Below are 12,286 nucleotides of genomic sequence, written 5' to 3'. Positions count from 1 at the left end.
CCTCCACGAATTTATTGAGTCAGCGCAACCGTAGCCGGACGTTCCCGCCACTGGCCGGGCGCATCGGAGACGATTTCGGTCAGTTGGATGGCATCCTCGCCGATATTGGTGATCTGCCCATTGTTCATGCCCAAATAGTTCCCCACCGTCACGCGGTGAATGATGCCTTCCTTGGTTCGGACCAGTCCCCAGCGTATGTTGTCCTGATCGAGCGTGCCCACCATGCGCAGCGAGTCCAGCGGAAAGCTCTCCAGTTCCTCCTTGCGCCGATTGGGATTCGGTGCCAGGCCGTTATCCTCGATCACCGGTTCGGGCGGCATGGCTTGAGCATCGGGGGTAAAGGGATCCCGACGTTCTCCCGGAACATACACGAAAGTTTCGATCGGTTTGATTTCCGGAAGCGGCTCGATCGGGCTCGGAGGACGCGCATTGATCGACTGGGCGTAGGCTTCAAGCTCGCTCATCCCGTTTCCGCCACAGCCGCCGATCAAGATGGACGACAGTGTCAGCAGGAAGACCGTCCCGATGCGATGGCGGTTCATGGCGCCGCCTCCTCGTCAAGATATCGATACGTCTTCACGGTTGCCTGAAGGGTCAGCTTGCTGTCCTCCGCGCGAGGCTGGGTGCCGGGCTTGGCGGCCGTACCGGTGATCTGTACGTCGTGGACGGTCACGATGCGAGGCAGCGCCGCAAGACCGCTGATGAAACGCCCGAAATCATGATACGTACCGGTCACGCGGATCCGGATGGGCAGCTCCGCGTAGAAATCCTTCGTTCGTTCGTCTTCCGGCTGGAAAAGCTGGAACTCGAGCCCGTTGGCGAGCCCGGTCTGGGAGACATCGACCAGCAGCGAGGCGACCTCGGTTTTGTTGGGGAGCTGACGCAGCATGGCGCCAAATGACTCCTGCATCTCGGCGAGCTGCTGACGATAGGCGTCCAGGTTGGCCGCCTTGCGCTGCTTGGCCTCGAAGCTGGCACGCAGATCGCGCTCGGACGCCTGCGCCTGATCGAGACGAGCAAGCTGATCCTTAGTGTCGAGATAATAGACGAGACCGCCGAGGGCAAGGCAGGCGATGAGGACAATGACGGCCTTGGCCGGGTTGGGCCATTCGCCAAAGTTGTTGACATCAAGCTGATTGAGTTCGTTTAAGTCCATGACCGAATGCTCTGCGGTGTGACATGGACAAGCTGCCGTCCGGCAGCTCCGATTGTGGATGCGGATACTTTCCCGTCATTTGCTTCAGACTCCGAACTCGGGCTGATCTGATCGAAGGAGAGACGGAAATGACTGAGACCGGTATCCGTCTTTTCTTTCGTTTCGATCAGCATCAGACGCGGGTTGCCGATCGATCGGGAGGCTTCGACCTTGCGCATGAAGGCGGAAACGCGCGCGTTCGATTGGGCGCGGCCCTCGATGACGACCGAACGTCCAGCCTGTTCGATTTTCGTCAGATAAACGCCCTCGGGGATCGCCGTGACCAATTCGTCGAATAACCGGACGATTTCGGGACGGCTTTTTTGCAACTGCTGGATGATCTCCATGCGCGACAACAGGTCGGCCTTGGTCTTTTCCAGGTTCTGGATTTCCTTGATCTTGATATTCAGACGGGCGATTTCGCTTTCGAGATATTGATTGCGCGATTGTTGACCACCGATCCTGTCTTCATAAAAAAGATGGACCAGTACCGCGGCGGCGAGAGTGAGACCGAGGGCGATGCCGCCGGCGATCAAAAACTCCTTCTGCCGTTGTTGACGCGCCGCTTCGCGCCAGGGAAGTAGATTGATCCGTGCCACTTAATTGAATCCTCGCGGGTCGTCGAATCCTCGCAGGGCAAGACCGACGGCGACCATCATGGCGGGCGCCTCTCGCATGAGTTCCTGCGATTGGATGCTGGGAGACAGAGACATCTGGCTGAAGGGATTGGCGACGACAGTCGGCAGTTTAAGCCGGTCCTCGACCAGGACATCGATCTTGCGGATACTGGCGGGGCCGCCTGAGAGCAAAATCTGATCGACCCGGTTGAAGGTCGTTCCGGAATAAAAAAATTGGAGCGCGCGTCCGATCTGTTGTGCCAGAGCCTCTTTGAAAGGATTCAGAACCTCCGCTTCATAGGTCTCCGAAACGTCACCGTTCAGAATCTTCTGTGTTGCCTCCTCGCGAGAGAGGCCATAGCGGCGCTGAACTTCGTCTTTCAATTGCTGGCCACCGAAATTCTGCTCTCGGGTATAGATGATCTGGCCTTTGTGGAGGACATGCAGTGTCGTCGTGGCCGCGCCGATATCCACGATCGCAACCGTTCGATGGTTTCCTTCATCGGCAGGCGACTTCATCAGTAAAAGGGAGCAGGCGTTTTCCATGGCGTAGGCCTCGACATCCACCACGATCGCCGTCAATCCAGCGATTTCGAGCGCCGCGACGCGGTCATCGACGTTTTCGCGGCGGGAGGCGGCCAGCAGAACGTCGACCATTTCGGGACTGGCCGAGGATGTGCCGATCACCTCGAAATCGAGATTGACTTCTTCCAGGGGATAGGGAATGTACTGGTCGGCCTCTAGCTGAATCTGGCTCTCCATCTCCGCATCGCTGAGCGATGCCGACATCGAGATCACTTTTGTAATGACGGCCGAGCCCGCGACGGCAATGGCCGCTCGCTTCGTTTTGGTGCCAGCCTTGACCAGCGTCTTGCGTATGCTCTGACCGACCAACTCCGGATCCGCGATCTTTTTTTCCACCACGGCATTCAAGGGCAGTAGCTCGATGGCGGAATGCTCGACTCGAAATAAAGTGGAAGCGGTTCCAGTGCTTTTTGAAAGTTCGACCAATTTGATCGCGGTCGAACTGATATCAATCCCCAGGAGGGGGCTATTTTTGCGGCTGAAGCCAAACATAAATATCTCGCTGGGTCTGTTCTCTTGAGGCTAAGAATAACCTTAATCCAACCCTGAGGCGTTAAGATAACAAATCTGGCTGACTTCGCGAACGCCATAATGTGTAAATTTTAGGGCTGACGACACAAAGTTCGCCTGAATGGGTTGCCTCCTGCCTGAACTGTACTACGGGTATACATGTGCTGTGACAGTCAAGCGACAGCATTTGAGATTATAGTCACTTCGATCATGATCAGAGCTAGTGTCTTCCCCGCGTGATTCCAGAAACGTGATCGACTACCCTTGGATCGAAAAATATCAGGATCCCGTTACAAAGTCCCAACCTTGATCCCAGTGCCAGAGACAGTGGGGAAACGATGATCGTTTGAGGCTCTGGGCCGACCATGCCTTGAGGAAAGATCGATGTCCGCACGAGCGCGAACCAGTTCAACCAAAGAGCGCCTAGCCTATGAAGCCGCGCGCATCATGGCCGAACAGGGGCTGTCAGACTATGATCGGGCAAGACGCAAGGCCGCGGCGAGAATGGGAATCCTCGATCGACGCCAGTGGCCCTCCAATGAAGCGGTTCAGGAGGCGATTCTGACGCAACGCAGGCTCTTTCTCGGTCACACGCATGAACGTGATTGTCTGGATTTGCGCGAGAAGGCGCTAGAGGCCATGAAAACTTTTCGCAACTTTGCGCCGCGACTCGTCGGCTCCGCGCTCACCGGTGCGGGTGACCGGCAAACCGGTATCGAATTGCTGTTGTTCGCCGAGCGTCCGGAAGATGTGTTGTTTGCGCTGATGGAACAACGGATCCCCTGGCAGGAAGCCGAACGCGGCTTCCGCTATCCCGACGGTCAGCGCCACGCCCACCCGCTCTTCCGCTTCATTGCCGGCGGGATGCCAGTACAATTAATCGTGCTGCCAACACGCGCCCTGCGAAACCCGCCACTCGATTCCATCACCGAGCGTCCATTGCGCGGCGCCACTCGCGAAGAAGTCGAGCGCTTGCTCGCGTCTGTCGATTCGGCTTAACGTCGCGAGATCGGCAAATAATCCCGTTGACTTGGCCCGCAATAGATCTGTCTGGGCCGGCCGATCCGATTACTTGAATCGGACATCATTTCCATCCAGTGAGAAACCCAGCCAACGGTGCGCGCGATCGCGAACATGACGGTGAACATGTTGCGCGGGATGCCGAGCGCCTGATAAATGATGCCGGAATAGAAGTCCACATTCGGATACAGCTTGCGCTCGACGAAATACTCGTCGTTGAGCGCGATATCCTCCAGCTTCATCGCTAGATCGAACAGCGGATTATTCGCCTCGGCGAGTTCTTCGAGTACCTGATGACAGACCTCGCGGATGATCTTGGCGCGCGGGTCGTAGTTTTTATAGACGCGGTGACCGAATCCCATCAGGCGGAAAGGATCGTCCTTGTCCTTGGCCTTCTCGATATAGCGCTGGACATTGTCGACACTGCCGATCTCCAGCAGCATGTCGAGCACGGCTTCATTGGCACCGCCATGCGCCGGCCCCCAGAGCGAGGCAATACCCGCGGCGAGACAGGCGAAGGGATTGGCCCCCGAACTGCCCGCCAGACGCACGGTCGAGGTGCTGGCGTTCTGTTCGTGATCGGCGTGCAGGATAAACAGGAGATTCAATGCCTTCTCGGCAACCAGGCGCGGTTTATAGTCCTCGCAGGGGGTGGCGAACATCATGTACAGGAAGTTCGCGCAGAAACGTAGATCGTTGCGCGGGTACATGATGGGTTCGCCGATGCTGTGCTTGTAGGCGGCGGCGGCAATGGTGGGAAGCTTGGCGATCAGACGATGGGCCGAAATCTCGCGATCATGGTATTCGTTGACGCTCAGTGAATCATGGTAGAAGGCGGAGAGCGAACCAACCACCCCGATCAGGATCGACATGGGGTGGGCGTCATAATGGAACCCGTCGAGAAAATTTTTCAGGTTCTCATTCAGCATGGTGTGGCGGCTGACCATCTTCTCGAAACCGACCAGGGATTTCTCGTTGGGCAACTCGCCATAGAGCAGCAGATAGACGACCTCCAGAAAGCTCGCCTTGGTCGCCAGTTGTTCGATCGGATAACCGCGATACAGCAGGACGCCCTTTTCGCCATCAATAAAGGTGATCGCACTATGGCAACTTGCCGTGGACATAAATCCAGGATCAAAGGTGAAAATCCCCGCTTCCTTGTAGAGGGATGTAATGTCAGCCGCGGAAGGTCCGATGGTCCCTTGTTTCAGGGGGAACTCGAAGCTCTCCCCGGTGGCGTTATTGGTAATGGTGATGGTTTCGTTCGCCATACGCTCGCTCCTGGCCATGCCGCCTGGGGTGCCATCACCTTCAAGGCAGTCAGTGTTGAGATGCGAGACGGGGGACGCCGACTTGACACCTTTGCGTGAACGTCTTGACGCCAACGTTCCCCATCTCACGCCCACTCGGGTAAAGATAAGGCATTTTATGTGCCCGCGTTAGCTTGGATGCGATGAAAAAGCGAGCCATGGGGTTTCTGGTTAGCGTCCAGACTCTCGATTTCAGAGCGCACGGCGGCGGCAGAACGGAGGAAATCAGCCCGTTCACGCAGATTCAACTCCAGTTCGACGATCGAATCGATCCCCTTTTCGCCAATGATGCAGGGTACACCCATGGCGATATCGGTTTCGCCATATTCGCCCTCGAGCACGGCGACACAGGACAGCAGCCTCCGCCGATTGTTGGCGACGGCGTCAACCATGGTAGCTACCGCCGCGCCAGGGGCGTCGTAGGCAGTGGAATTTTTGCGTAACGAGAGGATCTCGGCGCCCCCCCCGCGGGTGCGGTCGACGATTGCCTCGATACGCTCCTCCGACAGAAAATGCGAGATCGGAATCCCATTGATGGTGCAAAACCGAGTGACGGGCACCATGGTGTCGCCATGACCGCCCATCACGATCGTGGTGATATCCAGGGCCGAAAAACCCGTTTCCTGTGCGAGGAAACTCGCCATGCGCGAGGCATCGAGCACGCCAGCCTGACCGAAGACACGACCGCGCTCCCAACCGGTGCGTTGAGCCACTCGATAGGTGAGTGTATCGACCGGATTGGAAACGATGAGAATCATGGCATCCGGAGCATACGCCATGATGTGGTCGGTGACTTCATCGATAACGACGACATTGCTTTTCAGCACGTCGGCGCGCGACATTCCGGGTTGGCGCGGCAAGCCAGCGGTGACGATCACCAATTCTGAATTTCGAATAATGCGCGGATCGTTGCTTCCTTCGAGGGCACAGTCGAACCCGAAAAAAGGGGCTGTCTGCAGAATGTCGAGCGCAACTCCCTCCGGCACATCCTTGCGCACGTCGAACAATGCGATTTCGCGGCAGAGTTCTTTCTCCGCTAAAATTTGAGCGGTTGTCTCGCCCACGCGTCCGGCACCAATGATGGCAACTTTTTTCAAGTTCGTTTTACCTCCTGTCAGAGATCGGTGGTTTCCATGCGGTACCCGGGGCTTTAACAGGATGCGGCCACGCGAGAGGCCGCTTGGCTAAGTCCGCCCGGGCAGTATTGATGGTAACCTTGATCATCGCTCGAAATGGCGCATCCCGCGCCGAATGCGGCTTATAGAGATCGAAATAGAGGGATTGGGATCGCACGGCCTGGCTCAAGCAGGGTCTCATGAGTCCCAGGGAGGACGCGCGGAGCACTCGTCGGACGGACAAAGCGCCGAGTACAACTCTCCGCGCGGGAGATTTCAGCGCGAATACTTGCGGCGGAATTTGTCAACGCGCCCAGCGGTATCCAGGACTTTCTGCTTGCCGGTATAAAAGGGATGGCAGGCGGAGCAAACCTCCACATGCATGTCTTTCCCCTTGGTGGAGCGCGTCGTAAATTCGTTGCCGCAGCTGCATACCACCTTGACATCGGTGTATTCCGGGTGGATTCCTTCTTTCATGATGACCTTTTTGCCCAGCTCGGGCTTTAGAATTCTAGGAAAACGGGCGAGGTTACCATTGAGGTTGCCAGGCTGCAACTTGACGACCGCGTCCCGAGCAAAAAACACCTTTTCAGCCGATGCCATGCCTTTATCGAAAACGACAGGGGGCTTGGGCGTGATCGGCAGTGTAGGCGAAAAGCGCATGCCGGCGGAACTTATCCCGCATCGGCTTGAGAGTCGTGGAACAGAAATCGGCTCACCAGATCGTCGAGGAAATCGCGGCCCAACCTCGTGGGCCGAATCCGGTCCGTGCTCAAGATCAGCAACCCATCCGCCGCCGCGCGCTCCAAACGATCCGCGATGCGCGCGATCGGCTGCCCCGTGGTCTGGCTGAACAGCCCAGGCTCGAAGCCTTGGGTGAGTCGCATCGCGTTCAAGGCAAACTCGCACACGCCGTCTTGTTCGGTCAACTCGGACCGACTTCCGAGCAGTAACTCGGAAGTCGCCTCAAGGTAGTTCCGCGGGCGAGGATCCTTGACGGATCGCCGGATACGCCAGCCGCCGCTCTCCTCGGTCGACACCGTGAGTTTACCATGAGCACCGGCGCCGATCCCGAGATAGTCGCCAAAGCGCCAGTAGTTGAGATTATGCCGGCATTGCCGCTGGGCGCGGGAATACGCGGACACCTCGTATTGAGGATATCCGGCCTGGGACAGACGTTCCAGCCCCTGGGCGGCCAGATCCGCCGCCAGATCGCCATCGGGAAGGGCAGGCGGATGGGCATAAAAGTCGGTCTTCGGTTCCAGCGTCAACTGATAGTAGGAGACATGCTCCGGTTCGACTTCGATCAAGGCATCCAAGTCGGCCGCGGCTTCGGATAGAGTCTGGTCGGGCAACGCGAACATCATGTCCAGGTTGAGATTATCGAAACCGGCGGTCCGCGCCGCCGCGACCGCGGCCCGCGCTTCGGCGGCACGGTGGATCCGACCCAGTCGCGCCAACTGGCGATCCGACAGACTTTGCACGCCGATCGACAGACGGTTGACGCCCGCCACGCGATAGGCACCAAATCGGTGCGCATCCGCCGCCCCTGGATTGGCCTCCAGGGTAATCTCGATCTCGGGCGCCAGCCGCGCGCGTGCGCGGATACCATCCAATAACGTCCGGATCGCGGGACCGGGAAAGAGACTTGGCGTCCCGCCGCCGATGAAAATGGACGAGAGCGGACGTTGCGCCGCCGGCTCGCGGAGTTCCATGTCCAGATCGGCCAGCAGTTGGTCAACATAGCGATCGAAGGGCGGCGATCGATCGGCGGCGTGCGAATTAAAATCGCAATAGGGACACTTGCGGACACACCAGGGGGTGTGGATATAGAGCGCGAGCGGCGGCGGCTCGATAGCGCCCGGGATTCCGGTCGCGTCCTCTCGCATCCAGCAAACCCGCATCGCTCAACGACCTTTGTTCATGCTTGCCTTCAGGAGTTCGCCAAAACTGCCCAGGGGGTTTTCGGGTGCCTTGGCCGACGCCTGAGTCGAGGCGAAAGTACGCGCGTCTGGAATCTCGTCGGCCTGACGTTTTTCATCCAGGGAAAGACTGATCCGGCGGCGCTCAAGATCCACCCCCAGCACGGTCGCCTCGACTTGGTCGCCTGGATTGACGACCTCGCTCGGGTGATTGATGCGCCGACCGGCGCCCAACTCGCTGATATGCACCAGTCCGTCGATTCCAGGGGCCAGCTCGACGAAGACGCCGAAGGGTTGAAGACGCGACACCGTGCCGCTGACACGAGTCCCCACCGGAAAACTGTCGAGCGCGTCCTGCCAGGGATCGCGACCGAGGGCGCGGATCGAAAGCGCGATTTTTTCGCACTTGTTTTTCTCGCCCGGCGGATCGATCCGTAGCACGCTCACCTCGACCTTCTGACCAACCTGCAACACCTCCTTCGGGTGCTTGACATGACCGAAGGCGAGTTGGCTGATGTGGATCATGCCCTCCAGACCGCCGATGTCGACGAAAGCGCCATAGTCCTTGAGCGACGTCACCGTACCGGTCAGAACGGCGCCTTCCGTGAGCTGGGCGCGAGTCTGCTCGGCCTGGAGACGCTGCTCTTCTTCGAGAATGGCGCGGCGCGAGACCACCAGATTAGGCCGACGACCGCCCTCGAATTTCGTGATCCGAAAATCGAAACGCTGGCCGACGAACTCCGACAGATCTTCGATAAAGCGGATATCAATCTGCGAGGCCGGACAAAAGGCCCGGATCCCGGCCACCTGGACCTCGACCCCGCCCTTGACGGCGGCGCTCACCTGACCCTGCACCGGCAGGCCCTGACGGTAGGCGTGTTCCACCTCTTCGACGCCATGATAACGATGGCCCTGCTGGCTGCCGAGCAGCAGCATGCCGCTGTCCTCGTCCTTGCCGGTCACCAGGGTCTCGATGATGTCGCCCACGGCATGCTTGAGCTGCCCCTCGGCGTCCTTGAGGACCGCGATTTCCAGGCGTCCCTCGGACTTAGCGCCCAGATCGACAAAGGCATAGTCCTCGCCGATCGCGACCAGGGTGCCGCTCACCTTGTCGCCGATGGCCGGCTCGCCCTTCTGAGTTTGCGGGTGAGCTTGGTCGAATTGTTTGAGCAGATCTTCGAAGTTTTCGGTGTCGGACATGATAGGCGGGTGTCGCAGGGTTGTGATGATCCGATCTATTGTAGGGCGGATTGGCCGGTTACCCCAGCCCGATTCAATCGCGTCTATCCCGCAGGCTCCAAGCGTGCATAGGCCAGCACCAGCCATTTTGCGCCGACGTCCTGGAATTTAACCTGGATACGGGCATTGGTACCGCTACCCTCCTGTTGCAGGACCACCCCGTCGCCGAACTTGGGATGCCGAACGCGCTGACCGAGTTGAAAGCCGCCGGCGACCGGCGTCCCGGCCTGGCCCCGTATCGGGATTACCGCAGCCGGGCGACGGGCGACACCGCCGCCGCGCACCTCTTCCACCAGTTCTGGCGGAATCTCGCGCAGAAAACGCGACGGCGCGGGATAGTCCTCGCGTCCGTAGAGACGGCGGCTCTCGGCATGGGTGACGAATAACTGCTTCATGGCGCGGGTCATGCCGACGTAGCATAGGCGCCGTTCTTCTTCGAGCCGGGCCGGATCCTCGGCCGAAAGACTGTGCGGGAAAAGACCTTCCTCGACGCCCACCAGAAAGACGATCGGGAATTCCAGACCCTTGGCGCTGTGCAGGGTCATGAGTTGAACGCCGTCCTCCGAGCGGTCGGCCTGGGTCTCGCCGGCCTCCAGCGCGGCATGGGCGAGGAAGGCGCCGAGCGCATCGCCCGACTCATCGTCCAGTTCACGCTCGAATCGCGTGACCGTTTCCACCAACTGTTCCAAATTTTCGATCCGATCCTGACCCTTGCCGTCTTTGTTTTTTTGATAGAAAGCGGGGAGTTCGGTGACATCGATCAGATGTCTGGCGAGTCCGGCCAGCGTCCGGCCGTCGTTGTCTGCGGTCTGCGCCTGGATCAGTGCGATAAATTTACGCAACGCACCGCTCGCCCGCGGTCCCAGCGCGTCGGTGGCGGTCAGATCCAGCGCGGCCCGCCAGAGCGAGACGCGGGATTCTCGTGCCTGCTGACGCAACAGATCGAGCGTGCGCTCGCCGATGCCGCGGGTCGGCGTATTGATGACGCGCTCGAAGGCGGCGTCATCGTCCGGGTTGGCCACGAGACGCAGATAGGCGAGCGCGTCACGGATTTCTGCCCGCTCGAAAAAGCGCAGTCCGCCATAGACTCGATAGGGGATTCCGGCCTGGATCAGCGATTCCTCGAACAGCCGCGATTGTGCCGTGGTGCGGTAGAGGATCGCGCACTCGTCGCGCCGATAGCCATCGGTCTCGACGAAACGGCGGATGCGCTCGATGACGAAGCGCGCCTCGTCCACCTCGTTGAAGGCGGTATAGCGGCGGATGGGCTCGCCCGCGCCGTCTTCGGTCCAGAGATTTTTCCCCAGACGGGTCGGATTGTGATCGATCAGGGCGTTGGCCGCGGCGAGAATGTTGCCGGTCGAACGATAATTCTGCTCCAACCGAACCGTGCGGGTATTGGGATAGTCACGCTGAAACGACTGGATATTTTCGACCTTCGCGCCACGCCAGCCATAGATGGATTGATCGTCGTCGCCGACCGCGAAAAGGTTGTCGTTGCGCCCCGCGAGTAGTCGCAGCCAGGCATATTGAATGGCGTTGGTATCCTGAAACTCGTCGACCAGGATATGACGGAAACGCTCCTGATAGTGGTGCAGAATGTCCGGTCGTTCGCGCAGCAGTTCGAGCGCCGAGAGCAGCAGATCCGCGAAATCCAGTAGGCCGCCGCGGGTACGCAACGACTCGTACTCACGATAGACGCCGATCATTTTGTCCAGGAAAAAATCGCCGCCAGCATCCAGATGCTGGGGCCGCAGACCTTCGTCCTTCTGTTTGTTGATGAAGCCCTGTACCTGACGCGGCGGCCAGCGCGCTTCGTCGAGTTGCATTGCCTTCAGAATACGTTTGACCAACCTGAACTGATCGTCCGCGTCCAGAATCTGGAAGTGCTGGGGCAGTTTGGCATCCTGCCAGTGCGCGCGTAGAAAGCGATGGGCAAGACCATGAAAGGTTCCGACCCACATGCCGCCGACCGGTTCTCCGAGCATTTCCTCGATGCGCCCGCGCATTTCCCGTGCCGCCTTGTTGGTGAAGGTCACCGCCAGTACCGCCCAGGGCGGTACCTGCTCGACCTGAATCAACCAAGCGATACGATGCACCAGTACGCGGGTTTTGCCGGAACCCGCGCCAGCTAGGATGAGCAGATTGCCGGCTTCGGCGGAAACCGCCTCGCGCTGGGCCGCATTGAGTGAGTCGAGCAGAAGGGAAACGTCCATCAAGGCATTTTATACCCGTCATTCGTGGATCGCGGGATAAAAATCCCGCTGGATCTGGGATTCGATGGTTCTGGCCTGCTTTCTTTAATAAAAAAAGATTAAGTAAAAATAACTGTAGTAATAAGTGTTGTGGATAAACTTTTTTATCATCTAAATTATTTTAAAAACATAAGCTTAGATTAAACAAAAGGGGTGCGTGGAGACCTTTTGAAACGGTGGATAAGCAGTGCGCAACAATGCTTGATATTTTTTCGCACAGATTATCCACAAGTTGCTCCAGCGGTTTTTGTCAGGTTATTATTTATCAATTAACAATCAATAACTTATGTTTATATCCGTGCACTGGAAGATAGAGGCATCTACGATCATCAAGTCGTAGCCTTCCGCGAAGACACCTGCGAGGAATTGTTCGTCTGCGATGCCCTCGCCGGTTAAAGATAATCAAGTCCAGCATCGAGATGGCGAGAGGCAGACACGTTAAGTGGTACGGACTGCTGCTTGCTCAAACAGCGGTGCGGGGGGTGTTCGCGCGAAAATATACAACATCAAATATTTAT

11 protein-coding genes are annotated in these 12,286 nt (G+C 58.3%); 1 reads left to right on the top strand and 10 read right to left on the bottom strand.

Annotation, left to right across the window (positions count from 1 at the left end):
• Positions 1 to 11: 11 nt before the first annotated feature.
• Genes CCR95_RS21755 through CCR95_RS21740 form a run of 4 tightly spaced genes read right to left on the bottom strand, consistent with a single transcriptional unit; the run spans position 12 to position 2,889 of the window.
• On the bottom strand, positions 12 to 542 hold the full coding sequence (locus CCR95_RS21755) for a pilus assembly protein PilP (RefSeq protein WP_201098412.1): 531 nt from the start codon (positions 540 to 542) through the stop codon (positions 12 to 14).
• Positions 539 to 1,156 carry a type IV pilus inner membrane component PilO gene (locus CCR95_RS21750; protein ID WP_201098411.1) on the bottom strand — a complete coding sequence of 206 codons (618 nt, stop codon included), beginning with the start codon at positions 1,154 to 1,156 and terminating at the stop codon, positions 539 to 541. The genes CCR95_RS21755 and CCR95_RS21750 overlap by 4 nt, the downstream gene beginning before the upstream one ends.
• A complete protein-coding gene (locus CCR95_RS21745; RefSeq protein ID WP_201098409.1) occupies positions 1,147 to 1,794 on the bottom strand; it encodes a PilN domain-containing protein in 648 nt (215 codons plus the stop codon). The genes CCR95_RS21750 and CCR95_RS21745 overlap by 10 nt, the downstream gene beginning before the upstream one ends.
• Positions 1,795 to 2,889 (bottom strand): pilus assembly protein PilM, encoded by a 1,095-nt coding sequence (locus CCR95_RS21740; RefSeq protein ID WP_201098408.1) that lies wholly within the window; start codon positions 2,887 to 2,889, stop codon positions 1,795 to 1,797.
• A gap of 402 nt (positions 2,890 to 3,291) precedes the next feature.
• Here CCR95_RS21740 and CCR95_RS21735 point away from each other — a divergent pair, with 402 nt between their 5' ends.
• Complete coding sequence (locus CCR95_RS21735) at positions 3,292 to 3,906, top strand: hypothetical protein (protein ID WP_201098406.1); 615 nt, start codon at positions 3,292 to 3,294, stop codon at positions 3,904 to 3,906.
• On the opposite strand, the gene CCR95_RS21730 is transcribed toward CCR95_RS21735, so the two are convergent.
• The 6 genes from CCR95_RS21730 to uvrD all read right to left on the bottom strand — a co-directional run bounded on the left by CCR95_RS21730 (position 3,903) and on the right by uvrD (position 11,729).
• A complete protein-coding gene (locus CCR95_RS21730; protein WP_201098404.1) occupies positions 3,903 to 5,198 on the bottom strand; it encodes a citrate synthase in 1,296 nt (431 codons plus the stop codon). The two genes, CCR95_RS21735 and CCR95_RS21730, sit on opposite strands and share 4 nt — an antisense overlap.
• A 155-nt stretch (positions 5,199 to 5,353) precedes the next feature.
• The gene (gene mdh / locus CCR95_RS21725; protein WP_201098400.1) at positions 5,354 to 6,334 is read right to left on the bottom strand and encodes a malate dehydrogenase; all 981 of its coding nucleotides are present in this window, start codon (positions 6,332 to 6,334) and stop codon (positions 5,354 to 5,356) included.
• 294 nt (positions 6,335 to 6,628) lie between these two features.
• Positions 6,629 to 6,829 (bottom strand): 50S ribosomal protein L31, encoded by a 201-nt coding sequence (gene rpmE, locus CCR95_RS21720; protein WP_201098483.1) that lies wholly within the window; start codon positions 6,827 to 6,829, stop codon positions 6,629 to 6,631.
• A gap of 197 nt (positions 6,830 to 7,026) precedes the next feature.
• Positions 7,027 to 8,241: a radical SAM family heme chaperone HemW gene (gene hemW, locus CCR95_RS21715; RefSeq protein WP_201098398.1), complete on the bottom strand. Its 1,215-nt coding sequence runs from the start codon at positions 8,239 to 8,241 to the stop codon at positions 7,027 to 7,029.
• 18 nt (positions 8,242 to 8,259) lie between these two features.
• Positions 8,260 to 9,474, bottom strand: a complete 1,215-nt coding sequence (locus CCR95_RS21710) for a 30S ribosomal protein S1 (protein WP_201098396.1) — start codon at positions 9,472 to 9,474, stop codon at positions 8,260 to 8,262.
• 83 nt (positions 9,475 to 9,557) lie between these two features.
• Positions 9,558 to 11,729 carry a DNA helicase II gene (gene uvrD, locus CCR95_RS21705; protein WP_201098395.1) on the bottom strand — a complete coding sequence of 724 codons (2,172 nt, stop codon included), beginning with the start codon at positions 11,727 to 11,729 and terminating at the stop codon, positions 9,558 to 9,560.
• Positions 11,730 to 12,286: the final 557 nt, after the last annotated feature.

The organism is Thiocystis minor, assembly GCF_016653465.1.
Taxonomy (GTDB): domain Bacteria; phylum Pseudomonadota; class Gammaproteobacteria; order Chromatiales; family Chromatiaceae; genus Chromatium; species Chromatium minus.
This window is presented reverse-complemented; position numbering and strand designations above follow the sequence as displayed.

Bases quoted from the DNA above. Each gene is read 5' to 3' on its own strand.
- CCR95_RS21710 (WP_201098396.1), bottom strand. From the start codon at position 9,474: ATGTCCGACACCGAAAACTTCGAAGATCTGCTCAAACAATTCGACCAA.
- uvrD (WP_201098395.1), bottom strand. From the start codon at position 11,729: ATGGACGTTTCCCTTCTGCTCGACTCACTCAATGCGGCCCAGCGCGAG.
- CCR95_RS21735 (WP_201098406.1), top strand. From the start codon at position 3,292: ATGTCCGCACGAGCGCGAACCAGTTCAACCAAAGAGCGCCTAGCCTAT.
- hemW (WP_201098398.1), bottom strand. From the start codon at position 8,241: ATGCGAGAGGACGCGACCGGAATCCCGGGCGCTATCGAGCCGCCGCCG.
- CCR95_RS21755 (WP_201098412.1), bottom strand. From the start codon at position 542: ATGAACCGCCATCGCATCGGGACGGTCTTCCTGCTGACACTGTCGTCC.
- CCR95_RS21730 (WP_201098404.1), bottom strand. From the start codon at position 5,198: ATGGCGAACGAAACCATCACCATTACCAATAACGCCACCGGGGAGAGC.
- rpmE (WP_201098483.1), bottom strand. From the start codon at position 6,829: ATGAAAGAAGGAATCCACCCGGAATACACCGATGTCAAGGTGGTATGC.
- CCR95_RS21740 (WP_201098408.1), bottom strand. From the start codon at position 2,889: ATGTTTGGCTTCAGCCGCAAAAATAGCCCCCTCCTGGGGATTGATATC.
- CCR95_RS21750 (WP_201098411.1), bottom strand. From the start codon at position 1,156: ATGGACTTAAACGAACTCAATCAGCTTGATGTCAACAACTTTGGCGAA.